The following is a 24,681-nucleotide window of genomic DNA, read 5'->3' as shown; positions in this document are numbered from 1 at the left end:
GGGGCCGGCGCGAGCACGAGCCGCGCAGAGCACCGAAAAACGCGATCCGCGTTGAGAAACGCGCTGCCGGGGCGTTTCTTTGCGCGGATTGCGTTTCTCGACGCCGGGTGCGACCTGGGTGCGTGACGCCGGGCGCTCGACGCCGGGCGCGCGACGCCGGGCGCGTGACGCCGGGCGCGCGACGCCGGGCGCGTGACGCCGGGCGCGTGACGCCGGGCGCGTGACGCCGGGCGCGTGACGCCGGGTGCGCGACGCCGGGCGGACAGCGACGGGACGGGTCAGGCGCTCAGGTCCACCGTCGTGCCGAGCCCCCGCTCGCGGGCGGCGCGGATGAAGACGTCGGCGACGGCGACGTCCTGCGCGCCGATCCCGACCGAGTCGAACAGCGTGATCTCCTCCGGCGACCGGCGGCCCCGCACCCGTTCGGCGACGACCTCTCCGATCGTGCCGACGACGTCGGCCTCGGAGATCGCGCCCTCCGCGATCGCCCGCAGCAGGTCGCCCGACTTCGTGCGCGCCGTCGCCCGATCGTCGACCCAGATCGAGGAGCGCGCCATGGCTTCGCCGTCGACCTCCCGCTCGTCCGCACGCGGGCGGGCTCCGACGACGTTGAGGTGCTGCCCCGGGCGTAGCCACGCGCCCTCGACGATGGCCTCCACCGAGGGGGTCAGGGTGCAGACGACATCGGTTTCCTCCACCACCTCTCGAGGGGATGCCGCGATGTCGATCGCGGTGGGCCACCCCTCCTCGCGAAGGTCGGCGGCGAGACCCTCGGCGCGCTCGCGCGTTCGCGACCACACCACGACCCGGTCGAACGGCCTCACGTCGCAGAGGGCCAGGGCGTGCTCACGGGCCAGGGCCCCGGCGCCGATGAGACCGAGGGTCCGGCTGTCGGGGCGGGACAGCGTGCGGGTGGCCACCGCACTCGCGGCGGCCGTGCGCACCCGGGTGGGCACGGAGCCGTGCAGCAGCGCGACGGGGGAGCCGTCGACGCGATCGACGACGAGGATCATCGAGCGCTGGGTCGGGAGGTGGCGCCCGGCGTTGTCGGGCACGTCGGCGAGCAGTTTCACCCCCGCGAGATCGGATGCCTCGGACACGGCCGACATGAGGATGAAGCGGTTGGAGTCCGCGGGTGTCGACATCGAGGTCGGGCCGGGCTGGTCGGCGCGGCCCTCCGCGATCTCGGCGAACCCCCGGGAGACGGCGTCGGCGATGGCCCCGCGGTCGACGAGGCCCTCCAACTGGGGCGTGCTGAGCAGCAGCATCAGGCGCGGCTCCCCTCGGTCAGTTCGAGGGCGTCGGCCACGACGGCACCGCGGAAGAACACGGTGCGATCGCTCAGGCGGTCCATGACGGCCGCCGTCACGGTGTCTCCGGCGACCAGCACGAGGTCGGCGGGATCGCCGACGTCCACGCCGGGGCGCTCCGCGCCGAGAGCGGGCATGGGTGCGCGCCCCATCACCGCGCGGCCGCCCACCGTCGCGATCGCGACGCAGTGCTCGATGTCGTCGTCGCGGCGGAAGCCGTTGGTGAACGCGAGCTGCCAGGTGCGGTCGAGCATGTCGGTGTTGCCGTACGGCGACCAGTAGTCGCGCTGGCCGTCCTGTCCGAGGCCCAGAGCGATGCCGTACTCGTCGAGCAGGCGGGTGGGCAGCGGCGTCTGCGGCGCCACCGTCGCCATCGAGATCCCGAGGTCTCGGAACTGCGCGAGCAGCGCCCGCAGCTCCGCCTCGGGAAGGCGGCCGAGGCCGTAACCGTGCGAGATCGTGACACGCCCGCGCATGTCGAGGGCACGGGTGCGCTCGATGATCAGCTCGGCCGAGAACTTCGCGAGCTGGTCGGGCTCGTGCAGGTGGATGTCGACGGGGGCGCCGTGGCGCTCCGCGATGTCGAACACGGCGTCGAGGTGGCGCACCGGGTCGCGGTCCAGGGCGCACGGGTCGATCCCGCCGACCACGTCGGCGCCGCGGGCCATCGCCCGATCGAGAACCTCGATCGACCCCGCCTCGCGCAGCAGACCCGCCTGCGGGAACGCGATGATCTCGACCTCGCACCGGTCGAGGTTGGCCTCGCGCGCCGCGAGCACGGCATCCAGTCTCTCGAGGTCCGCGTCGACGTCGACCTGGGCGTAGGTGCGCACCTGGGTCGTGCCGCGCGCGATCGCGCCCTCTAGCGTGGTCGCCACGCGGTGCTCCATGCTCCGCTCGGCGTGGCGCCAGTTGTCGCGGTCGTTGAGCATCATGCCCCACACCCCGGGCACCCCGGTGTGCGGCCGGAACGGCAGCCCGATGCGGGTCGAGTCGAGGTGCACGTGCACGTCGGCGAACGACGGGAGCAGGATGCGTCCGCGGCCCGACACCGTCTCGGCCGAGGGGTCGATCGCCCCCGTGCCCGCCGGATGGATGCCGGCGATGCGGCCGTCCGCGAGGATGACGTCGGAGAGGGCACCGCCCCACGGGCGGACGTCGCTGAGGACGGTGGAGGTCATTCGAAGCTCGTTCCGGTGAAGTCGTACAGGCCGTCGGCACGCGGGGTCCAGCGCAGTCCGCTGACCGCCGCGAAGTTGTTGAACGGCACGTACAGCGGCACGAAGTATCCCTGCGTGTTGCTGTAGTCCAGCAGCTTCGCGAACACCTCCTGGCGCGCGTCGCCCTCGACCCCGCGCTGCTCCGCGGCCCAGGCTGCGGTGGCGGGGTCCTGTGCGTAGTTGTTGTTGCCGGCCGTCTCGTAGAAGTCGGTGAGGGGCAGGTCGCCGTCGAGCGTCGACGGCGCCCAGGTGTTGAGGTAGATGCCCTGCATCTCGCGACCGCGCACCTTCAGCGTGTGGCTCTGCTGGTCGGCGCCGCGCATGTCGACGGCGATCCCGACGTCCTGCAGGTAGCCCTGGATGCTCTGGGCGACCTCGCTGGAGAGGGGGATGCGACCGTCGGTGGCGTAGTCGAACGGGATCGGCGTGCCGTCGTAGCCGGCCTCGGCCAGCAGCGCTCGCGCACCGTCGGGGTCGTACGCGATGGGCTCGACGGAGTCCGAGTAGCCCTCCACCGCCGGCGCGATCATGGCCTTCGCGGGCTCGGCGAGTCCTGAGAGCAGCGAGTCGACGATCGCCTGGGTGTCGACGGCCTTGGCGACGGCCTCGCGCACCCGCACGTCCTGCAGGGCACCGGCGGTGGAGTTGACGCCGAGGAAGACGACCCCGTTCGAGGCGGCCGAGAAGGTCTGGGCCGACGGCGCGGCCTGCACCGACGACACCTGCGTGGGGCCGATCTGGGCGACGTCGAGGCTGCCCGAGAGCACCCCGTTCGCACGCGATTCGGTGGATGACACCGGCTGCAGCGAGATCTCCTCGAGGGCCGGAGCCGGGCCCCAGTAGTCGTCGTTGCGCTTCAGGTCGTACGACACGCCCGTGGTGATGCTGTCGAAGACGTAGGGTCCCGAGCCGATGGGCTCCCGCGCGTAGGCGTCGGGTCCCATCTCCTGGTAGGTGTCGGCGGGCACGATCGAGATGAGCGAGGTGTTGCGGGGGAAGGCCGAGAAGGGCTGCTTGAGCGTGAAGCGCACGGTCGTGGCATCCACCGCCTCGACACTGTCGAGGGAGGAGAGGTAGGCGTAGTTCTCGCCGCTGGGGTCGCTCAGGATCGTCTCGTACGTGAAGACCACGTCGTCGGCGTCGATGGCCTCCCCGTTGCTCGCGGTGACGTCGGGGATGAGGGTGAACTCCCACTCGGTGAGGTCGTCGTTGGCCTTCCACTCGGTCGCGAGCTTGGGCTCGAGGGTGCCGTCGGCGGCGATCTTCACCAGCTGGTCGTGCGTGTGGAAGAACACCGACAGCACCACGAGGGCGCCGGAGCGGATGGGGTCCATGGAGCTGGGGTCGGTGGGCAGAGCCGCGGTGATGCTCGTGCGGGCGGTGCCGCCCGAGGCGGTGGGGGAGTCGAATCCACCGGCGCATCCGGCGAGGATCACGCTGCCGAGGGTGAGGGCGGCGAAGCCTGCGAGGGCGCGGCGGGCTGTCGAGCGGGTCATGAGTGGGCCTTTCGGGTGGGTGAGCCGGAGAGCGTGGGCGAGAGGGCGGGATCGGGGGAGGCGGAACGGGTGGGCGGGTCGGGGAAGAGGTGCGGGATGGCGTCGAGCAGGGTGCGGGTATACGGATGCCGGGGGTCGGCGAACACGCGCTCGGTCGGGCCCTCCTCGACGATGCGTCCGGACTGCATCACGACGACGCGGTCCGCGATGCCGCGTACGACGCCGAGGTCGTGCGAGACGAAGAGGTAGGCGAGCCGTTGCTCGCGCTGCAGCCCGCCCAGCAGGTCGAGCACCTGCGCCTGGATGGAGACGTCGAGCGCCGACACGGGCTCGTCGAGCAGCACGATCGCGGGGTCGAGGGCCAGCGCACGCGCGATGCCGACGCGCTGGCGCTGCCCGCCCGACAGGCGGGTGGGCAGACGGTCGTCGAAGGAGCGGTCGAGACCGACACCGTCGAGGAGCGCCCGCACGCGTGCCGAGGTGAATGCCCGGCGGATCTTCAGCGGTTCGCCGACGGAACGGGCGACGCTCATGCGCGGGTCCAGCGCCGACGACGGGTCTTGGAAGACCACCTGGGCGCGCGAGCGCAGCTCGGCACTGCGCCCGGCGATGTCGGGCGAGGCGGTGCGGCCCTCGAAGCGGATGGTGCCCGCGCTCGCCGGGGTGAGGCCCAGGATGGCGCGCAGCAGCGACGACTTGCCGCATCCGGACTCCCCGACGACGGCGACCGTCTCTCCCGCCCGGACGCGCAGCGAGACGCCGTCGACCGCGCGGGTGCGGCGTCCCCGACGACCGGGGTACTCGACGACGAGGTCGCTCACGTCGAGCGCGGGCTCCTCGGCGGTCTCGACGAGCGCCGGACGATCCGCCCCGGTACGGGTCGAAGGTGCCGCCGCGAGCAGCCGACGCGTGTACTCGTGCGCGGGTGCCGACAGCACCGCGCGGGTCTGCCCGCGTTCGACGACCCGTCCCGACCGCATCACGACGAGGTCGTCGGTGTGCTGGGCGACGAGGCCCAGGTCGTGGCTGATGAGCGCCAACGCCGACCCGGTGCGCTCGCGCACCTCGTCGAGCAGGGCCATGACCTGCGCCTGGACCGTGACGTCCAGAGCGGTCGTGGGCTCGTCGGCGATGAGCAGCAGGGGGTCGTTGGCGATGGCCATGGCGATGACCGCGCGCTGGCGCATGCCGCCCGACCACTGGTGGGGCCGTGACGCCGCGCGTTCGGCGGCGTCTCGCACCCCGACCGACTGCAGCAGCTCGACCGCGCGCCGACGGGCGGCTGCGCGCGAGGCGGCGGGTGAGTGGGCCCTGACCGCGGCGGCGACCTGCGCCCCCACGGACCGCAGCGGGTTGAGCGCCGACATCGGGTCTTGGAACACCATCCCGGTGACCCGCCCGCGCATGCTGCGCAGGTCCCGCTCGCTCATCGACGTGACATCCCGGCCGTCGATGCGCACGCTCCCGGAGGCGACGCGCACGCCCGGGGGCAGCAGGCCGAGGGCGGCGAGCATCGTCAGGCTCTTGCCGGAGCCGGACTCCCCCACGACGCCGAGGGCGGCTGAGGGCGCGACCTCGAACGAGACGTCGTGCACGACGGTGCGGGGCGCGTCGTCGGTCGTCGCATCCAGACGCAGGTTCTCGACGGACAGGACGGGGCGGGTCATCGGCGGGCTCCCTTGCGCAGGAAGGCGCCACGCGCCTCGGCGGTGAACTGCTGGCTGAGGAACTGCACGCCGCCCACGGCGAGGAACATCGCCAGGCCGGGGAGGATCACCAGCCAGGGGTCGGTGGCCAGGTACTTCTGACCGTCGAAGATCATGGCGCCCCAGCTGGGCGTGGGCGGCTGCACGCCGAGACCGAGGTACTCCAGCGACGCCTCGATGAGCACGATCGTGGCGATGTCGGTCGCCGCGATGATGAGCGTGTGCGGCCAGACGTTCGGCAGGACGTGTCGCGTGAGCGACCAGAAGCGGTCGGCGCCCTGCGTGCGCGGTGCGACCACGAAGTCCTGCGCCCGAAGGGCGGCGGCGACGTTGCGGGTGACGCGGGCGTAACCGACCCACCAGGTGCAGCCGACGACGAGGATCGTGAGACCGGCACTGGGCGGGACGACGGCGCAGACGGCGATGAGCAGGAGCACGACCGGCATCGCCAGCACGGTGTTCGACAGCACCGACAGGGCGGACTCGATGCGCCCTCCGAAGAAGCCGGCCAGGATGCCGACCGTGGTGCCGATCACCGCGTTCAGGCACACGATCGCCACCGTGATGCCGAGGGTGACGGCCGAGGCGAGGGCGATCCTGCTGAGCAGGTCGCGTCCGAGCGGGTCGGTGCCCAGGGGATGCGCCGGGTCGACGAACGGGGCCAGCAGGGCGCGGGACAGATCCTGGCCGAAGGGGTCGAAGCCGGGAAGCAGCGGGCGCAGCGCCGTCACGCCCACGATCACGCCGAGCATCACCGCGCCGACGACGGCGGAGGGACGCGGGCGTCCGCGACGGGGGCGGCGAGGGGGCGCCGTGGTGGCGGTCTCGGGGATCGGGGGAAGGGCGACGGTGGTCATGAGGTGGCCGTTCGGGGGTCGATGCGGGCGACGAGAAGGTCGACGAGGGTGTTGACGACCACGAAGGCGACGGCGACGAAGAGGAGCCCGGCCTGGACGATCGGGAAATCGCGCTGACTCACGGCGGCCGTCAACAGGCTGCCGAGGCCGGGCCAGGCGAACACCACCTCGACCACGACGGTGCCGCCGAGCAGACCGCCGAGGTTCAGACCCGCCATGCCGAGAACCGGCGGCAGGGCGTTGGGGAGCATCTGGGTGAAGAGGATCCTCGGTCGCGACTGGCCGATGGCGAAGGCCGTGCGCACGTAGTCCTGCTCGGCTTGATCGCTCAGCGCCGCGTCGAGCAGGCGCAGGTACATGACGAACTGACCGGTGGCGAGGGTCACGACCGGGAGCACGAGACTCGCGGGGCTCGTGCGGCCCAGCGAGGGCAGCACGCCCAGGGCCACCGAGAAGACCAGGACCAGCAGCAGGGCGAAGAAGAAGTCGGGCACGGCCTGCCGGGTGGCCCCCAACCAGCCGACGACCGCTCGCAGCACCGTGCTGCCGCTGAGGTGGATGACCACGGCCGCCACAAGGGCGAGGGCGAAGCCCGCCAGGAACGCCCAGAAGGCGAGTTCGACCGTGGCGGGGAGGCGCTCCCACACGAGTCCGAGTGCGGACTCGTGCAGGCGGTAGGAGTCGCCGAGATCGCCGACGACGACCCCGCGGAGGAAGTCGAGGTACTGCACGAGCACCGGGCGGTCGAAGCCGAGGCTGGCGTTGAGCGCGTCGACGTCGGTGCTGCTGGCGTTGTCGGGGAGCAGGAGTGCGCCGGGGGCGCCGGTGAGGCGACCCAGGACGAAGCCGATCGTGACCACGAGGAAGACCGTGGCGCCGGCCAGGGCGAGGCGGCGGAGGAGGAAGGCGAGCACGGAGGCGACGCTACGGTGCGCAACGGGTATACCAAGGCGATGTAACGAACACGCAATATGATCCTTACGCCCGCGTCACTTTGGAGTACCAGATGGACCATTTGACAGTCTGTGGGGCGTTTTATAGACACCGCGGGATACCAAATCGCGGTTTCGCCCCACGTCCCGCCCCTGTCAGGATGGACACGTGGACGACGACATCGACGCGACCGGCCGACGCATCGCGCATGTGCTGCGCGAGCGCATCATCACCGGCGAGATCGACATGGGGCACAAGCTCGGCGAGCGCGACATCGCCGAGGAGCTCGGCGTCTCGCGGGTGCCGGTCAGGGAGGCGCTGCACGTGCTCGAGGCCGAGGGGTTCGTCTCCTCGGCCCATCGCCGCGCCGCGGTCGTGCACCGTTTCACGGCGGAGGACGCGCGTGAGCTTTTCGACATGCGCATGCAGCTCGAGCCCTTCGCCGCCGGGCTCGCCGCGGAGCGTGCCGCCGCGGGTGCCGACACCACGGCGCTCCGCGCCGCCCTGGAGGTGGCGCACGTCGCCTCCGTGGCGGAGGCGTCCGCGTCGACGCGCAACTCCGACCTGCACGACGAGATCTTCGCCCTGGCCGGTCACGCTCTTCTCTCGCGGATGAGCGGCCTGCTCACGGGACGCACGCGATGGCTCTTCCGCCTGACGCCCGAACGCGACACCGTCGGTCGGTGGGACGAGCACGCCGAGATGGTGGAGGCGATCGTCGGAGGACACGTGTCGCTGGCGCAGACCCTCGCCGCCGCCCACGTGGAGCGGGCGCGCGTGGAGTCGATGCCGGGCTTGACCGAGCGCCTTCCGCCCGTCGAACGACCCGAACGTCGGCGCCGGTCTCGCCGGGTCGTCGCGGAGTCCTGAGTCTTCCCCGGAGCCTCGCCGTCGGTCGCGCGGCGTCGCCGTTGCGTTCCGTGGCGGCGGAGCCGCTTCGCGTTCGGGTCGCACCGTCGCGCGACCCGCGGGTCGCGCCGCATCGCGCTGCCGCTCAGCGGGCGGCGACCTCCTCGGCATCGCGCAGCACGCGCAACGAATTGCGGCCGGCCAGCGCGAGGAGCTCCTCGTCGCTCCAGCCGCGAGCGGACAGCTCGGCGAGCAGACGCGGGTATCCGGACACGTCGCCGAGCCCGTCGGGCAGATCGCTGACGCCGTCGAAGTCGCTGCCGAACCCCACGTGCGCGACGCCCATGACGTCGCGGGCGGCGTCGACGTGATCGGCGACGTCGGACACGCGCACGGCCGGCGCCGGGTGCGTGTCGCGCCACTGCTCGAAGGCCCGGCGGGCGGCGGCATCCGCACGGGGGAACTGCGCGACGTTGGCGTCACGGGCGTCGTCGGCCGACTCGGCGGGACGGGGAGCGCGTGGCCAGGGCATCGACGTCGTCATCCCGAACCGGGTTCGCGCGGCCTCGGCCTCCGCCGACCAGTCGGCGAACGCCCGCGAGACGAACTGTGCGACGAAGGCGACCTGCAGCACCCCGCCGGCGGCGGCGAGACGGCGCAGCACCTCGTCCGAGACGTTGCGGGGGTGGGCCGCGACCGAGCCGACACCCGAGTGCGAGAACAATGCGGGCGCGGCGGAGACGTCGAGCGCTGCCAGCTGCGTCGCCTCGGACGTGTGCGAGAGGTCGACGACGACGCCGAGGCGGTTCATCTCCTGCACGATCGCACGGCCGTCCGCGTTCAGCCCGCGCGCGCGAGGCGCATCGGTCGCGGCATCCGCCCACTCCAGCGACGAGTTGTGCGTCAACGTCATGGTGCGAACGCCCAGCCGGGCGAACATGCGCAGCACACCCAGCGAGTTCGCGATCGAATGGCCCCCCTCGATTCCGAGGAACGACGCGATCCGACCCGCGGCGATGCAACGTTCCGCCTCCGCCACGCTCGTGACGATCTCGAGGTCGTCGGGATAGGCGGCGGCGAACCGGTAGGCGGCATCGATCTGCTCGAGGGTGCCGACGGTGGCCTCGGCCTCCGGTTGCAGGCCCGACACGAAGACCGACCAGACCTGGGCCGAGACCCCTCCGCGTCGCAACCGCGGAATGTCGGTGTGGAACTCGGCCCGGTGCTCGCCGAACCCGTCCACCGCGTATCCCCGGTAGCGGCGCAGGCCGCACATCAGGTCGTTGTGCGTGTCGAGGAGCACCTCGCCGGCGATCAGATCCCTCGCGCGGGCGATACCGACATCGGTCATCTCGTGGTGGATGCCGGGTCGACCGGCATCGGTCCGATTCCGCGCCGCCGCGAGAACACCAGGGTCGTGTAGGTGTCAGCAACGACCGGGTCGCTCGTGACACAGTCCAGGACGAAGTCGCTGAGATCATCGGTCGTCGAGGCCACGACCTCGATGAGGTAGTCGTCCTCCCCGGCGACGAGCCACAGGTTGACCACCTGGGGGAGTTTCGCCATCGCCTCGGCGAACCTCGCATTCTCGGCGCGCGAGTGCTCCTTGAGCTGCACGCGCAGGATCGCACGCAGCCCCTGGCCGATGCGGCGCGGGTCGACCTCGGCATGGAAACCGGAGATGACGCCGTTCTCGATGAGGCTGCGCACGCGCGCCAGACACGACGAGGGTGCGAGTCCCACGCGATCGGCGAGTTCCTTGTTGGGGATGCGGCCGTCCTGGATGAGCACCGCGACGATCGCACGATCGACGTCGTCGAGTCGGACAGGCCTAATTATGTTCGGCAGGATGGCGACCTTTCGCTGTGTTCCCGCATGGGAACGCGCTGTATCTGAGTAGATGCCGAACATAGTACAGACAAGTTGTCCTGCAATGCCTGAGAGTGCAGAATTTTGCCTAAATCCCCGAACGCAGTGCGCTGGTCCCCTCGACAGGGCATTGCCCCCATTCCCCGGGTGCGATTCCTGCGCCCGTCCCAGAGAGGGCACCACCAACACATGAAAAGGTTCTCCAAGGTCTTCACTGCCGCGGTCGCTCTGACCGCCGCGGTGGGCCTTCTCACCGCCTGCAGCGACGGCGGCGCCGACCCCTCGGCATCCGGGGGCGGCTCTGCTCACGTCCTGACCGTCGGCAAGCTCCTCCCGCTCCAGGCCGTCGATCCCCACAAGGTCAACGACGGCATGTCGAACGAGGTGCTCACCGCCGTCTTCGACGGCCTCTACTCCCTCGACGAGAATCACGAGCTCGAACCGCTCATGGCGGAGAGCTTCGAGAAATCGGACGACGGGCTCACCTACACGTTCCACCTGCGTGACGACCAGTGGAGCAACGGCGACCCGGTCACCGCCGCCGACTTCGAGTTCTCATGGAAGCGGCTGGTCAACCCGGCCACGGCCGCACCGAACAGCAACGAGGCGGTGGCCGCGGGCATCAAGAACGCCAACGACATCGTCAACAACGGGATGGACTACAACGAGCTCGGTGTGAAGGCCCTCGACGACAAGACCCTTCAGGTCGAGCTCGCGGCCGACGTCCCGTACTTCCAGGCTCTGCTGGTGCGTCCCGCGTTCCTCCCGGTCAACCAGAAGTACCTCGCGCAGGTGGGCGACCAGTACGGCCAGACGCCCGAGACGACCATCTACAACGGCCCGTTCACGTGGGACTCGTGGGACTTCGCGAACAACTTCTCCGCGAAGAAGAACCCCGACTACTGGAACGCGGCGAACATCGGGATCGACGAGATCAAGTGGCAGGTCGTCAAGGACTCGCAGACCGCCGCCCTGCTGCAGGAGAGCGGCGATCTCGACTTCACGGAGATCTCGGGAAGTCTGATCGACCGCTACGCCGACTCCGACGAGCTGACCACGGCGCTGGAAGTGCACATGTGGTACATGTACCCGAACATGTCGAACCCGGTGCTGGCGAACAAGGACATCCGCACGGCCCTCGCCACCTCGTACGACAAGGCCGCGCTCGCGAACGACGTGCTGAAGAACGGCGCGGAGGCCGCCGACTACTTCGTCGGTAAGAACCTCGCGGTCGGACCCGACGGCGAGCAGTTCCGCGACACGGGCGACACCTACCTTCCCTACGACCTGGATGCCGCGAAGAAGGCGTGGGACAAGGGCCTCGCCGCCCTCGGTACGGACTCCGTGACGCTGCGCCTGTCCTACTGGGACGACGAGTCCTCGATCGCGCAGGCCGAGTACATCTCCTCGCAGTGGGAGGCGGCCCTGCCCGGTCTGAAGATCGAGCTGACCAGCCAGCCCAAGGCGACGGCGAACGAGCAGGCGCTGGCCGGTGACTTCGACCTGTATCTGTTCCGCTGGGGCCCCGACTACAAGGACCCGATGGCGTTCCTCGAGCTGCTGTCGTCGACCTCGCAGCGGGACTTCGGCGGGTACGCCAACCCCCAGTACGACGCGATCATCGCGGCGGCGCGCACGCCCGAGATGCTCAGCCAACCCCAGGCGCGGTGGGACAGCCTGCACGAGGCGGAGAACATCCTCCTCGGCGACGTCGCGGTGTTCCCCACGGTCCAGAACGGCATCGCGATGCTGATCAACCCCAAGGTGCACAACATGGACGTCCGCAACGTCAGCCTGACGTGGAACTACCGCATCGTGACGAAGGACGACTGACGAGATGACCGACTGCCGAGAGGACGTGGCGAGATGACGGCGAAGAAGACCCTCCGCGAAGTGATGGAGGCGGGCAGCGTCCTGGCGCCGTGCGTGTTCGACTGTTCGTCGGCCCGCGCGGTGGAGCTGGCCGGGTTCGAGGCGATGCTCCTGAGCGGGTCGGAGGTGTCGATGTCGATGAAGGGCATCCCCGACCTCGGGCTGCTCTCGCTCGAGGAGCTGCTGTGGGCCGTCGAGCGGATCGTGGACATGTCGCCCCTTCCCCTCGTTGTCGACATCGAGGACGGGTTCGGCGCCAGCCCCCTGCAGGTCTACGAGACCTGCCGGCGGGTGGCCAAGGCCGGGGCGATGGCCGTGCTGATGGAGGACGAGTTCGAACCGGGCTATGCCCGGGACGTCTCGATCGACAACATGCTGCCGCGCGAGGAGTACTACGCCAAGGTGCGTGCGGCGGTGAAGGCCGTCGAGGGCACCGACTGCATGGTGATCGCCCGCAGCAACTACGGCAGCGCGAATCTTGAAGAAGGCATCCAGCGCATGATCGACTGCGTCGAGCTCGGCGCCCACGCCACGGTCGTGGTGAACGTCACGACCCTGACGGATGCCGCCGAGGTCGCCCGCCGGGTGCCGGGGCTGAAGATGTTCGCCGACATCAACGCCAAGCGAGGGCTCGAGCAGATGTCGTTCGCGCAGCTGTCCGCGTTGGGATACGACCTCATCACGATGCATTTCACGATGAAGGCGTCCATGGCCGGCATGCTCGAAGCCGGTCGGGCGAACCTCGCCGAGATGGGTAACACCTACTCGAACGAGATGCTCCCCGATGAGTACCCCGGTCACAGTGGGATGGCGTTCTTCGCCGCGCAGGAGCTGCTCGACCTCGAAACCGAGTTCACCGGGCGTGCGCAGAGCTTCAACGATCCGCGGGCCATCCACTCCGCCTGACCCGTTCGTCTCACCTCCGAACCGCCCCGCCGCGTCTCGTACGCGGCGGGGCGGTTCTGCGGTGTCGACCGAAGGATATTCGGCGCGAGGGTCGAGATGCCGCGTGTGCCGGCCGAACGAAATTCGGCAGGACGCGGCGCGTTCGCGTGGCATCCCGTCATTCCGCGGTCATATCCATCCAGTTCTGAATCATGTTCGGATCGTTTGCCGATTTGATTTGTTCTGTGCAGGATTAACGCATTGATACCGAACGCTCCGAGACCCGATCCGGATCGACGAAAGAGGCACGATGACTGAATTGGCGGCGCCCACGCTGGCCGCGACCACGACCGTCGAGATCGACGGGTTCTCGCTCGACATCGACACCATCGCGCTCGTCGCGCGCGGCCTGCCCGACGGCTCCTTCCCCGTCGTCGTGCTCTCCGACGAAGCCCGGCGGGTCACCAACGAGGCCCGCGCCTACGTCGAGGCGCACTTCCTCGCCGAAGACGCGCCCGCCATCTACGGCATCAACACCGGTCTCGGTCGCCTCATGGACGTCCGCGTCCCGACCGAGGACCAGGCGCGTTTCCAGCGTCTGGTCATCAACTCGCATTCGGCGGGCATCGGTGAGCCGCTGCCCCTCGACGAGACCCGCGCCCTGCTCCTGCTCCGGGCCAACGCGATCGCGAAGGGCATGTCGGGGGTGCGCATCGAGTGCATCGACCGCCTCATCGAGATGCTGAACGCCGATGTGCTCCCCGTGATTCCCGGGCAGGGTTCGGTCGGCGCCTCGGGCGACCTGGCCCCCCTCGCGCACCTGGTGAGCGTCATGGTCGGCCACGAGAAGGCCGAGGCCTACCACCGCGGTGTACGGATGCCGGCGGTCGAGGCCCTCACCGCGGCCGGGCTGGCGCTGGACTTCGAGCTCAAGCAGAAGGACGTCCTCGCCCTCATCAACGGCTCGACCATCTCGCTCGCGACCGCGTGCCTCGCGCTGACCGACGCGTGGAGCCTCACCCGTCAGGCGGACGTCGCCCTCGCCCTCTCGCTCGAGGCCGTGCGCGGTGAACTCGACGCGTTCGACGAGCGCATCCACACCGCACGCAACGCCCCCGGCCAGGTGTCGGTCGCCGCGAACGTCCGCGCCCTGACGCAGGGCAGCGAGCGCACCGTCGAGGAGGCCCGCGAGATCCAGCTCCCCGACGAGCAGCGTCCCGGCGGGTACAAGCGCCGCGTCCAGGACGCCTACTCGCTGCGCTGCGCCCCCCAGGTACACGGCACCACGCGCGAGTCGCTCCTGTTCGCCGAGACGCTGCTGGTGCGCGAGGCCAACGCCGCCACCGACAACCCGCTCGTGCTCAGCGACGGCAAGGGCGGCTACGACGTGCTGTCGGGCGGGAACTTCCACGGCGAGCCCATCGGCGTCGCGGCCGACCTCATCGCGATCGCCGTCGCGGAGATCGGGGCGATCTCCGAGCGTCGTTCGTTCCGCCTGACGGACCCCAACCTCAGCTACGGCCTGCCGCTGAACCTCGTCGGCGGTCAGCTGGGCCTGAACACGGGCTTCTCGATCGTGCACTGCGCGGCGGCGGCCATCGCCTCTGAGAACAAAGTGCTGTGCTTTCCCTCGGTCGTCGACTCGATCCCCACGAAGGCCAACCAGGAAGACCACGTGTCGATGTGCACGTTCTCGTCCCGCAAGGCGCGCAGCATCATCAAGAACACGCAGATCATCCTCGGTATCGAGTTCATCCTCGCCACCCAGGGCATCGATCTCGGCGCCCCGCACCTCGGTGGTCGTCGCCTCGGACTCGGGAGCCAGGCCGCCTACGACGCGGTCCGTGAGATCGTCCCGATGACCCGTGAGGACATCTACCAATCGGAGCAGATGGTCAACGCTCAGGCCATGGTCGTGCTGGGCTCCGTGTTGGAGCGCGTCGAAGAGGTCGTCGGGGGCGTTCGGTGACCCGCGGCACCGGTGGATCGGGCGTCGTCCGCGGCCGCATCGTCACCCCCGATCGTGTGATCGACGAGGGCGCTGTCGTGATCGAGGACGGCCGCATCTCGGCCGTGCTCGGCGACGACGCCGCCGCGGCGGCCATCGCGGGAGCGACGCGCGTGCTGGGCGGCCCCGGTCTGCTGGTGCTGCCCGGGGCGGTCGACGCCCACGTGCACGCGTTCTCGGAGCCGACCGAGACGTTCGACGGCGCCACCGCGGCCGCGGCGGCCGGCGGCGTCACGACGATCATCGACATGCCCTACGACGCGGGCAACCCCATCAACACCGCGGCCGCGGTCGCGGGCAAGCGCGAACGCATCACGCGGGAGGCGCGCGTCGACGTCGCCCTGCACGGCACCGTCCGACCCGGCGACGGTGTGCGCGACATCGACGGAATGATCGACGAGGGCGTCAGCGGCTTCAAGGTCTCGCTGTTCGAGACCGACCCCGTGCGCTTCCCGCGCATCCCCTCGGACCAGCTCCTCGAGGCGTTCACGGTGATGGCCGCCCGTGGTGTGCGCGTGGGCGTGCACGCAGAGGACGGCGAGATCATCTCCGCTCTCGTCGCCGCCGCGAAGGCCGCCGGGCGCACGGCCCCGATCGACCACAACCGCTCGCGGCCCCCCGTGTCGGAGACCACCTCGGTCGCCCTCGGCCTCGAGGTCGCCGCCGCGGCCGACGCGCGCTTCCACATCTTCCACGCCAGCCTGCCCGACACCGTGACGCTCGTGACCGAGAAGGCCGCGCACGGCCTCGACGCGACGCTGGAGACCTGCCCCCACTACCTCGTCCTCACCGAGGACGACATGGACCGGCTCGGCCCCTTCGGTAAGATCAACCCTCCGCTTCGCACCTCGGAGCACGCGGAGGGCATGTGGGCGGCGCTCGCCGACGGCCGCATCGACATGGTCACCAGCGACCACGCGCCCTGGCCCCTGACGAAGAAGGGCTTCCCGGAGATCTTCGACAACGCCTCCGGTGCCCCGGGCGTGCAGACGCTCGTTCCCATCGTCGTCGGCGCCGGGTATTTCGAGGGACGGATGTCGCTGCTGCGCACCGCCGCGGTCCTCGCCTCCAACCCCGCCCGGGCGTTCGGTATCGACCACCGCAAGGGATCGATCGTCGCGGGTCTCGACGCCGACTTCGTCGTGATCGACCCGAGCGGGACGACGGCGATCGACGACATGCGGATGTACTCGACCGCCACGTGGAGCCCCTACTCCGGCATGAGCTTCCCGGGTCTCATCCACTCCACGATCGTGCGCGGCGAAGAGGTCTACACGGATGCCGAGGGCCTGATCGCCGAGCCCGGCGACGGCGTCTTCATCGGACGGGGGCGCTGATGGCCGACCAGTCGATGCGCACCTACCTCGACGCCCTCTCCGCCGTCGGTGAACTGATCGAGGTCGCCAGCCCCGTGGACGCGCGCTTCGAGCTAGCGAGCGTCCTCGCCCTGCTCGATCGCGGCCCCGCCGTGCGGATGACCACCGTCGACGGATCCCCCCACCCGGTCGTCGGCAACGTGCTGAATTCGCGTGAGCGACTCGCCCGCGCGATCGGCGCCGACGTGCGCGACCTCCTCCCCCGGCTCGCCGCAGCCGTCGCCGATCGTCAGCCGGTCGAGGTCGTGGCGGACGGCCCGGTGCAAGCGGTGACGCTGCCCGCGGCCTCCGTCTGGACCGAGGTCGTGACCCCGACGTTCTTCGAGAAGGACTCGGGCGGCTACATCACGGCGGGCATGATCGTCGCGCACGACCCGGTCACCGGCCACCGCAATGCGTCGTACGCCCGCATCAAGCCGCTCGACGAGACCACCGGCTTCGTCGGAATCGCCCCCAACCACCACCTCACCGCGATGGCGCGCTCGGCCGCATCGGCCGGACAGGGGCTGCCCGTCGCGGTCGTGCTGGGTGCGCATCCGGCCATCCAGCTCGCGGCGTGCTGCTACCTGGGTCTCGGCGACGACGAGCTCGAGCACGCCGCCGCCCTGCTGGGCGAGCCCGTGCGCGTGGTGCGGGGCGTCACGAGCGAGGTGCTCGTGCCCGCTGACGCCGAGATCGTCATCGAGGGTCTCATCCACGCGGATCGACCCGTGCACGAGGGACTCGTCAACGAGTACCACGGCATGTACGAGGACTACGGCGACGGCTTCACGTTCGAGGTCACGGCCGTCACCCGCCGCGCCGACCCGGAGGTCCATGTGATCCTCCCGGGCCTGTCCTCCGAGCACAGCTACATCGCCGCGCTCCCCATCGCCGCCGGCATCCGCCACGCCCTGCGCAACATCGGATGCGACATCGTCGATGTCGCCGTGACGCACTCCGGCGGCGGGCGGGTCGACGTCGTCGTCTCGATCGCCAACGCCCGCCCCGGCGGGGCGAAGCGCGTCATGTTCGGTGCCTTCGCCGCCGTCAGCATGGTCAAACAGGTCACCGTGGTGGATGCCGACGTCGACGTGTGGGACGAGGAGCACGTGCACTGGGCGCGTACCAGCCGTATGCGCTGGGACCGGGATCTCGTGCTGGTCGACGGCGTCGCCACCGACCGCAATGTCCCCATGCAGCGCGACGGCATGGTGACCAAGGTCGGTATGGATGCCACCGTCACCGCGGGCGACCGCGCGGTGGGCCCCGAGCTGGCCGTTCCCCCCGCCGAGGTCGTCCGCGAAGTGAGAGACCGACTCGTGGGCGAAGGATGGGGAGACCGGCTGCGCCCCGCGATCGTCGTTCACAGCGCGCTCGTGGCCGACAGGGGGAGGATCCGCGCATGAAGACCGACATCGGTCTGCCCGACGCCGCGCGCCTGAGTGCCGACCTGGAGGAGATCTCCCGCCTCGTCGACACCTCTCGTCCGGGCTGGAGCCGGGTGGCCCTGAGCGAGGTCGAAACCGACTCCCGCCATCACGTGGCCGCGCTCATGCGCGCGGCCGGCCTCGACGTGCGCGTCGACAACATCGGCAATGTCATCGGGACCCTCGCCGGCACCGGGAGCGATCGCCGCGCGATCGTCATCGGTTCGCACACCGACACCGTCGACGGCGGCGGGCGCTACGACGGGATCGTCGGCGTGCTCGGTGCCATCGAGGTCGCACGGATGCTGCGCGAGAACGGCATCCGCTTGGCGCACGACCTGCGCGTCGTCGACTTCTACAACGAAGAGGCCAATCGCTTCGAGCTGTCATGCCTGGGCAGTCGCGCCCTGGCCGGTTCGCTCACCACGACCCACCTCTCCGCCACGGACGAGACCGGGCGCACCCTCGGGGCCGCACTCGCCGCGGCCGGCTACGACGACCCGCTCGGCGGCACGCGGTGGGGCGACGACGAGGTCCTCGGCTTCCTCGAGCTGCACATCGAGCAGGGGCCGGTCCTCGAACGGGCGGGTCTGCCGCTCGGCATCGTCACTTCGATCGCCGGGATCTCGCGTTTCCGCACGCTGTTCACCGGTCGCCGCGATCACGCCGGCACGATGCCGATGTCGCTGCGCCACGACGCCGGGTGCGCCGCTGCGGGCGTGGTGCTCGCCGTCGAGAGCATCGCCGGTTCCGCCGATCAGGCGGTGGGCACCGTCGGCGCCGTCACCTTCACCCCCGACGCGACGAGCGTGGTGACCGAGGCGGCCCTGCTCACCGCGGAGTTCCGCAGCCCCGACCTCGGTTGGTTCACTCTCGCGCGCGATCAGATCGCCGAGATCGCGGCGAAGGAGGCCGAGAAGCGCGGCTTGAGCCACGAAGTCACCTGGCTGCCGTGGGAACGCCCCACCGCGGTGGACCCGCGCCTGTCGTCGGCGATCGAGCGATCGATCTCGGCCCTCGGGCATCCGGCCGCGCACCTGTACAGCGGCGCGGGTCACGACGGCGTGCAGATGGCCAAGCTCGGCCCCATCGGCATGATCTTCATCCCCTCTCGCGACGGGCGCAGCCACTGCCCCGAAGAGTTCACCGAACTCGACGACATCGTCGTGGGCGTGCACGCCCTGGCGCGTTCGGTGATCACCCTGGATCAGGAAGGACTCTCATGAACCGCACCCGACAGGAGCCCCCCGGGCGCGTGATCGTCGCGATCACCGGCGCCTCCGGCGTGGGGATCGGCGTCCGCATCCTCGAACTGCTCCGCATGGATCCGGGGCTGCGCAGCGATGTCGTCATCTCCAAAGCCGGCGCCATGACGCTGCAGCAGGAATGCGGGCTCAGCCAGAAAGAGGTCGAGGCGCTCGCGGACGTGGCGCACCGCCCCTCGCACATCGGTGCCTCGATCGCCTCCGGCTCGACGCCCACCACCGCCATGATCGTGGCGCCGTGCACCGTGAAGACGCTCAGCGGGATCGCCTACGGCCTCGCCGACAACCTCGTGACCCGGGCGGCCGACGTGTGTCTGAAGGAGGGCGTTCCGACCCTGCTCATGGTGCGCGAGTCGCCCCTGCACCGCGGACACATCGCGGCGATGGATGCCGTGGCCCGCGCCGGCGGCATCATCGCGCCCCCGGTGCCCGCCTTCTACACCCGCCCGCAGTCGGTGGACGAGATCATCGACTCCCTCGCGCGCCGGGCCCTCGTGCGCGTGGGCCTGACGCAGTTCCACGCGCGATCGTGGGAGGGCATCCCGCGCGATGCGCAGAGCGTGGAGTCCGCCGATGTGCTGGGCGACACCTCGGGGTGGGGCGGGGCGCCGTGACCAAGTTCGTCGTGACCCGGCTGCTGACCTCGGTCTTCACGATCCTCGCCATCGCGATCGTGATGTTCGCCCTGCTGCAGCTGCTGCCCGGCTCGCCCTTCAACAACGAGAAGCTCGACGAGATCCAGCGCGAACTCCTCACGCAGAAGTACGGCTTGGACGAGCCCGTCATGCTGCGCCTGGGCACGTATCTGCTCAACCTGCTCCGCGGAGATTTCGGGGTGTCGTACAACCTCATCCCCGACTTCCCCGTCGCGCAGATGCTCGGCTCGCGCCTCCCCGTCGCCATCCGCATCGGCCTGCAGGCCCTCGTCCTCGGCGTCGTCCTGGGCCTGCTCATCGGCATCGTCTCGGCCATCAAGAAGCGCGGCTGGTTCGACAACCTCTCGACCTTCGTCTCGGTCATCGCGTTCAGCGTGCCGTCGTTCGTCATCGCGCTGCTGCTGGTCTATTTCGTCGGCTTCGAGTGGAAGCTGCTCCCGATCCGCTACTCCGAGGACGACCCGTTCGTCTCGAGCATCCTCCCGACCATCTCGCTCGCCGCGTACGTGATGGCCGTCACGGCGCGATACGCCCGCTCCGAGATGCTCGACTGCCTCGACAGCGACTACATCCTGCTGGCCAAGGCGAAGGGGCTGAGTCCCGCGAAGGTCATCGGCCGGCACGCGCTGCGCAACACGATGGTCTCGATCATCACCGTGCTCTCGCCCCTGCTGATCGGCCTGATCACCGGCTCGGTCGTGATCGAGCAGATCTTCGGCGCCCCCGGCCTCGGGCAACTCCTGCTGACGGCGATCCAGAACGTCGACTACAACATCGTCATCGCGATCAGCCTCGTCTACAGCGTGATCTACATCATCGTGATGCTCGCCGTCGACGTGCTCTACGGCCTCATCGACCCCCGCATCCGATTGGCAGGACAGACGCGATGACCGACCCGAACGTGCAACCCGATCGCGTCGCACCCACCACTGCCCTCGACCCGGGCATCGCGCCCGAGGGCCTGCGGCTCGTCTCCGCCGCGAACCGTCCTACCACCTCCGTCATCACGGCCGGTCGCAGCGGCAAGGGCGGGCTGCACGACATCGTGCGGCGGTTCCGCCGCAACGGGCCCGCAATGGTCGGACTCGTCGTGCTGGCCGTCATCGTGCTGCTGGCGATCGTGGTTCCTTTCTTCCCGACCGCAGGGGACACCGCGAACGTCGCCTATCGCTTTCTGCCGCCGAAGGTGCCGGGGCTCGAGGTGCTCGGCATCCTGAACGGCACTCGCGACGGCGTCGACCAGTACGCCAAGGCGAACGTGCCGGCCGGCACGTATTTCCTCTTCGGGACCGACGAGCTCGGACGCGATCTGTTCGAGCGCGTGTGGAGCGGGACGCGCGTCTCGCTGCTGGTCGCGGTGATCGCGTTCGCCATCGACGTCGTGATCGGCATGACCTACGGACTGGTCTCGGGCTACTTCGGAGGCCGCATCGACGGCGGGATGCAGCGGGTCGTGGAGGTGCTCTCCGGCATCCCGCAGCTGGTGATCGTCACCCTCTTCGTCGTCGCGGTCGGCCCGGGCATCGGCGCGATCGTGTTCGGCCTGCTGCTGAGCAACTGGCTCGCGATGAGCCGCGTGGCGCGCGCCCAGGCGCTGCGGCAGAAGGGCGAGGAGTACGTGCTCGCCTCGCGCACCCTCGGGGCGCGCAACGGCCACATCGTGTTCGTCGAGATCCTGCCGAACATCCTCGGCCCGATCGTGACCATGAGCATGTTCTCGATCCCCGCCGCCATCTTCACCGAGTCCTACCTGTCGTTCGTCGGTCTCGGCGTGCAGGCGCCCATGGCGTCGCTCGGCTCGCTCGTCAGTATCGGCTACAAGTCGTTCCTGTCGTACCCCTCGCTCGTGATCATCCCCGTGGTGGTCCTGGGCCTGCTCATGGTCGCCTTCACGCTCGTCGCCGACGGGCTCAAGGAGGCGACCGACCCCCGTCTCATCAGCCGGAGAGGATGACCGTGACCGCCAACGACACCACCGCAAGCGGCCGTGCCCGCCGCCGCGTGCTCTCGGTGCGCGACCTCGCCATCGAATTCCAGGGCGAGACCGCCATCACCGCCATCCGCGGCGCGAGCTTCGACCTGTACGAGGGCGAGGTGGTCGCGATCGTCGGCGAGTCCGGCAGCGGCAAGTCGGTGACCGCGCGCGCGATCCTCGGCCTCATGGCCTCCAATCAGCGCATCACCGCGGGCTCGATCGAGATCACCCGCTACGGAGACGACGGCGCCCCGCTGACCCGCGACATCGCGCAGATGAGCGAGAAGCAGATCCGCCGGGAGATCTGCGGGCGCCGCGTCGCGATGGTGTTCCAGGACGCCCTCACCTGCCTCGACCCCACCATGACGGTCGGCAAGCAGGTGATGGAGGGCATGCAGGAGCACTTCGGCCTCGATCGCCGCGCCGCGCGGGCGCGGGCCATCGAGCTGCTCGCCGAGGTGGGCATCGACCAGCCCGAGCGGCGCTTCAGGCAGTACCCCCACCAGCTGTCGGGCGGCATGTGCCAGCGCGTGAACATCGCGATCGCGCTGTCGTGCAACCCTGACATCCTCATCTGCGACGAACCCACCACGGCTCTCGACGTCACGATCCAGCTGCGCATCCTCGAACTGCTCACGCGGCTCCAGGCGGAGCGCGGGCTGTCGGTCATCTTCATCACCCATGACCTGGGCGTCGTGGCCACCGTGGCCGACCACGTCAACGTCATGTACGCCGGGCGCATCATCGAGCAGGGCACCGCCGAGCAGGTCTTCTACGATCCGCGGCATCCGTACACGTGGGGACTCCTGTCGGCAATGCCCGACCTCGCAACCGACGCCTCGGAGTTGTTCGCGATCCCCGGGAGTCCTGCGAGCCTGGCGAATCTTCCGGAGGGCGACCCGTTCGCGGCGCGCAATCCCTTCGCGCTCGAGATCGATCTGGTGCGTGAACCGCCCCTCTTCGACGTCGGCGAGGGCCACCGGGTCGCTTCGTGGCTCGCCCACCCCGACGCGCCGGACGTCGACATGCCGGCGCCCCTGCGCCAGAAGATCGACGCGATGCTCGCCCTGCACGAAGGATCGGACCGATGACCACCGCTGAGCAGAACCTCCTGTCCGTCCGCGGCCTCACTCAGATCTTCCGTCTCGGCCGGCACCACTCGGTCACCGCGATCGGCGGGGTCTCGTTCGACATCCGCCGGGGCGAGACGTTCGGTCTCGTGGGGGAGTCGGGCAGCGGGAAGTCGACCATCGGGCGCTCGATCATCCGCCTTCTCGACCCCACGGGCGGCGACGTCACCCTCGGGGGCGAACGCATCAGCGGGCGGCTGAGTCCGTCTGCGCGCTCCCATCTGCGATCGAGCATCCAGATGATCTTCCAGAACCCGATGTCGAGCCTGAACCCGCGCAAGAAGGTCTTCGACATCGTCGCGCAGGGGCTCATGACCCAGCACCGGTACGCCACCACGGCGGAGCGCGACGAGAAGGTCTACGCGATCCTCGAGAAGGTCGGCCTCGCGCGCGAGTACGCCGATCGCTACCCGCACCAGTTCTCGGGCGGCCAACGCCAGCGCATCGGTATCGCCCGGGCGCTGGTCATGCAGCCCGACCTCGTGATCGCCGACGAGTGCGTGTCGGCTCTCGACGTGTCCATCCAAGCCCAGGTCGTGAACCTCATGCGCGCCCTGCAGAAGGAGCTCGGCACCGCCTACCTCTTCATCGCGCACGATCTGGCGATGGTGAAATACATCTCCGACCGCATCGGTGTCATGCACCGCGGCTACCTCGTCGAGACGGGCACGACCGCGGAGATCTTCGGATCGGCCGTGCACCCCTACACGCAGTCGCTGCTGCGGGCGGTGCTGTCGGCGGATCCCCGCGCGATGCGCCGCCGCACGGCATCCGAGCCCTACGACCCGGTCGCCCGGGGCATCGACTACGCCAAAGGCCGCGAGCACTCCTTGTCGCAGACCCACCGCGTGCTCGCCACCGATGCGCAGCTGGCGGAATGGACGGCGGTCGAGCCGACGGCGTGACCCGGTCGCGGCCTTCGGATGCCACGGCGTCCGGTCGCCTCGATCCGCCGGAGCCGGGGCTCGGGGCCCCCGTGCCGCGCAACGTCAGATCAGGCCCAGCTCCGCGAACGCGTTGTGCACGCCGTCTTCCAGGACTGCGGTCGTCACGCGGCCCGCGAGGCGCTGCAGCTCCGGTTCGGCGTTGCCCATCGCGACGGGGGTGCCGACGACCTCGAACATCTCGACGTCGTTCCAGCTGTCGCCGATGCCGATGGCATCCGTCGCCGACAGCCCGAGAACGCCGAGGACCTCGGTGATCGCCGAGCCCTTGGTCACGCCCGCCATCCCGATCTCGCCGTTCGACCCGCCGGGCAGGGGCATCGATCCGGGGATGACGTGGAAGCCGGCGCCGAGCTCGGCCGCGGCGTGCGCGACGGTGTCGGGGGAGGGGCTGACGAACACGGCCTTCGCGACGCGGTCCCGGTCGACCTCGTCCACGGCGCGCAGGTCGCGCTGACGGTGGTCGATGTCGGACGGCAGTCCGAGCGCCTCGAGCTCCTCGGCCCGCTGGGCATGGCGGGCGCGCAGGAACTCCTCCATCGTCTCGGCCATTCCGGGCGAGGCGTGCACGGCGTCGTGCGTCTGGAGGAAGTAGTGGATGCCGTGGGCCCGGAAGTAGGCCTCCAGGGCGTCGACGTCGCCGCGGGGAAGGGGGCGCTCGACGAGCGTCTCGCCGTCGCGGGTCGCGTAGGCGCCGCCGTTGGAGATCGCCCCGTCGAAGCCGATGGCCACGACGTCGGGATGGATGTCGGCTTCGGCCCGGCCCGTGCACAGCCACACGAGGTGGCCGTTGGCGCGGGCCTGCCGGATGGCCTCGACCGTGGAGGGCGCGATCACCGAGCCGTGCTCGAGGATCGTGCCGTCGACGTCGAGGAAGGCGATGCGGGTCATGGGGCACTCCAAGGGGTCGGCCCCGNTCCC

General features: G+C 70.1%; 21 protein-coding genes. 12 read left to right on the top strand and 9 right to left on the bottom strand.

Annotated features, from left to right (window positions below):
* Positions 1-278 precede the first annotated feature (278 nt).
* Genes ACTJJP_RS09800 through ACTJJP_RS09775 form a run of 6 tightly spaced genes read right to left on the bottom strand, consistent with a single transcriptional unit; the run spans position 279 to position 7,503 of the window.
* Positions 279-1,268, bottom strand: a complete 990-nt coding sequence (locus tag ACTJJP_RS09800) for an ornithine cyclodeaminase family protein (protein ID WP_440774831.1) — start codon at positions 1,266-1,268, stop codon at positions 279-281.
* Complete coding sequence (locus ACTJJP_RS09795) at positions 1,268-2,491, bottom strand: amidohydrolase family protein (protein WP_440774830.1); 1,224 nt, start codon at positions 2,489-2,491, stop codon at positions 1,268-1,270. Before ACTJJP_RS09795 ends, ACTJJP_RS09800 begins: the two co-directional genes overlap by 1 nt.
* Entirely contained in the window at positions 2,488-4,026 is a 1,539-nt protein-coding gene (locus ACTJJP_RS09790) for an ABC transporter substrate-binding protein (protein WP_440774829.1), read from the bottom strand. Before ACTJJP_RS09790 ends, ACTJJP_RS09795 begins: the two co-directional genes overlap by 4 nt.
* Entirely contained in the window at positions 4,023-5,693 is a 1,671-nt protein-coding gene (locus ACTJJP_RS09785) for a dipeptide ABC transporter ATP-binding protein (RefSeq protein WP_440774828.1), read from the bottom strand. Before ACTJJP_RS09785 ends, ACTJJP_RS09790 begins: the two co-directional genes overlap by 4 nt.
* Positions 5,690-6,589 carry an ABC transporter permease gene (locus ACTJJP_RS09780; protein ID WP_440774827.1) on the bottom strand — a complete coding sequence of 300 codons (900 nt, stop codon included), beginning with the start codon at positions 6,587-6,589 and terminating at the stop codon, positions 5,690-5,692. The genes ACTJJP_RS09785 and ACTJJP_RS09780 overlap by 4 nt, the downstream gene beginning before the upstream one ends.
* A complete protein-coding gene (locus ACTJJP_RS09775; protein ID WP_440774826.1) occupies positions 6,586-7,503 on the bottom strand; it encodes an ABC transporter permease in 918 nt (305 codons plus the stop codon). Before ACTJJP_RS09775 ends, ACTJJP_RS09780 begins: the two co-directional genes overlap by 4 nt.
* 187 nt (positions 7,504-7,690) lie before the next feature.
* On the opposite strand from ACTJJP_RS09775, the gene ACTJJP_RS09770 reads away from it, so the two are divergent.
* On the top strand, positions 7,691-8,392 hold the full coding sequence (locus tag ACTJJP_RS09770) for a GntR family transcriptional regulator (RefSeq protein WP_440774825.1): 702 nt from the start codon (positions 7,691-7,693) through the stop codon (positions 8,390-8,392).
* Positions 8,393-8,516: 124 nt separating this feature from the next.
* On the opposite strand, the gene ACTJJP_RS09765 is transcribed toward ACTJJP_RS09770, so the two are convergent.
* Positions 8,517-9,722, bottom strand: a complete 1,206-nt coding sequence (locus ACTJJP_RS09765; RefSeq protein WP_440774824.1) for a dipeptidase — start codon at positions 9,720-9,722, stop codon at positions 8,517-8,519.
* Entirely contained in the window at positions 9,719-10,282 is a 564-nt protein-coding gene (locus ACTJJP_RS09760) for an Lrp/AsnC family transcriptional regulator (RefSeq protein ID WP_440774823.1), read from the bottom strand. The genes ACTJJP_RS09765 and ACTJJP_RS09760 overlap by 4 nt, the downstream gene beginning before the upstream one ends.
* A 147-nt stretch (positions 10,283-10,429) precedes the next feature.
* Between ACTJJP_RS09760 and ACTJJP_RS09755 the strand changes: the two genes are divergently transcribed.
* The 11 genes from ACTJJP_RS09755 (at position 10,430) to ACTJJP_RS09705 (ending at position 23,721) form a co-directional block, all read left to right on the top strand.
* On the top strand, positions 10,430-12,073 hold the full coding sequence (locus ACTJJP_RS09755; protein WP_440774822.1) for a peptide ABC transporter substrate-binding protein: 1,644 nt from the start codon (positions 10,430-10,432) through the stop codon (positions 12,071-12,073).
* Between the two features lie 33 nt (positions 12,074-12,106).
* Positions 12,107-13,018 (top strand): isocitrate lyase/phosphoenolpyruvate mutase family protein, encoded by a 912-nt coding sequence (locus tag ACTJJP_RS09750; protein ID WP_440774821.1) that lies wholly within the window; start codon positions 12,107-12,109, stop codon positions 13,016-13,018.
* 289 nt (positions 13,019-13,307) lie between these two features.
* On the top strand, positions 13,308-14,966 hold the full coding sequence (locus ACTJJP_RS09745) for an HAL/PAL/TAL family ammonia-lyase (RefSeq protein ID WP_440774820.1): 1,659 nt from the start codon (positions 13,308-13,310) through the stop codon (positions 14,964-14,966).
* A complete protein-coding gene (locus tag ACTJJP_RS09740; protein ID WP_440774819.1) occupies positions 14,963-16,342 on the top strand; it encodes a dihydroorotase in 1,380 nt (459 codons plus the stop codon). The genes ACTJJP_RS09745 and ACTJJP_RS09740 overlap by 4 nt, the downstream gene beginning before the upstream one ends.
* Entirely contained in the window at positions 16,342-17,769 is a 1,428-nt protein-coding gene (locus ACTJJP_RS09735) for a UbiD family decarboxylase domain-containing protein (protein ID WP_440774818.1), read from the top strand. Before ACTJJP_RS09740 ends, ACTJJP_RS09735 begins: the two co-directional genes overlap by 1 nt.
* Complete coding sequence (locus ACTJJP_RS09730; protein ID WP_440774817.1) at positions 17,766-19,016, top strand: M20 family metallo-hydrolase; 1,251 nt, start codon at positions 17,766-17,768, stop codon at positions 19,014-19,016. Before ACTJJP_RS09735 ends, ACTJJP_RS09730 begins: the two co-directional genes overlap by 4 nt.
* Positions 19,013-19,669, top strand: coding sequence for a UbiX family flavin prenyltransferase (locus tag ACTJJP_RS09725; protein WP_440774816.1), 657 nt, complete (start codon positions 19,013-19,015; stop codon positions 19,667-19,669). Before ACTJJP_RS09730 ends, ACTJJP_RS09725 begins: the two co-directional genes overlap by 4 nt.
* Complete coding sequence (locus ACTJJP_RS09720; RefSeq protein WP_440774815.1) at positions 19,666-20,601, top strand: ABC transporter permease; 936 nt, start codon at positions 19,666-19,668, stop codon at positions 20,599-20,601. Before ACTJJP_RS09725 ends, ACTJJP_RS09720 begins: the two co-directional genes overlap by 4 nt.
* Positions 20,598-21,665: an ABC transporter permease gene (locus ACTJJP_RS09715; protein ID WP_440774814.1), complete on the top strand. Its 1,068-nt coding sequence runs from the start codon at positions 20,598-20,600 to the stop codon at positions 21,663-21,665. Before ACTJJP_RS09720 ends, ACTJJP_RS09715 begins: the two co-directional genes overlap by 4 nt.
* Positions 21,666-21,667: 2 nt before the next feature.
* Positions 21,668-22,777 carry an ABC transporter ATP-binding protein gene (locus ACTJJP_RS09710; RefSeq protein ID WP_440774813.1) on the top strand — a complete coding sequence of 370 codons (1,110 nt, stop codon included), beginning with the start codon at positions 21,668-21,670 and terminating at the stop codon, positions 22,775-22,777.
* Complete coding sequence (locus ACTJJP_RS09705; RefSeq protein WP_440774812.1) at positions 22,774-23,721, top strand: ATP-binding cassette domain-containing protein; 948 nt, start codon at positions 22,774-22,776, stop codon at positions 23,719-23,721. The genes ACTJJP_RS09710 and ACTJJP_RS09705 overlap by 4 nt, the downstream gene beginning before the upstream one ends.
* 84 nt (positions 23,722-23,805) lie before the next feature.
* Here the strand turns inward: ACTJJP_RS09705 and ACTJJP_RS09700 are convergent, their stop codons facing one another.
* Positions 23,806-24,651: a Cof-type HAD-IIB family hydrolase gene (locus tag ACTJJP_RS09700; protein ID WP_440774811.1), complete on the bottom strand. Its 846-nt coding sequence runs from the start codon at positions 24,649-24,651 to the stop codon at positions 23,806-23,808.
* Positions 24,652-24,681: the final 30 nt, after the last annotated feature.

Source organism: Microbacterium sp. 22296, assembly GCF_052045385.1.
Taxonomy (GTDB): Bacteria; Actinomycetota; Actinomycetes; order Actinomycetales; family Microbacteriaceae; genus Microbacterium.
Note: the sequence above shows the minus strand (reverse complement) of the source record. Positions and strands in the feature narration are given on the sequence as shown.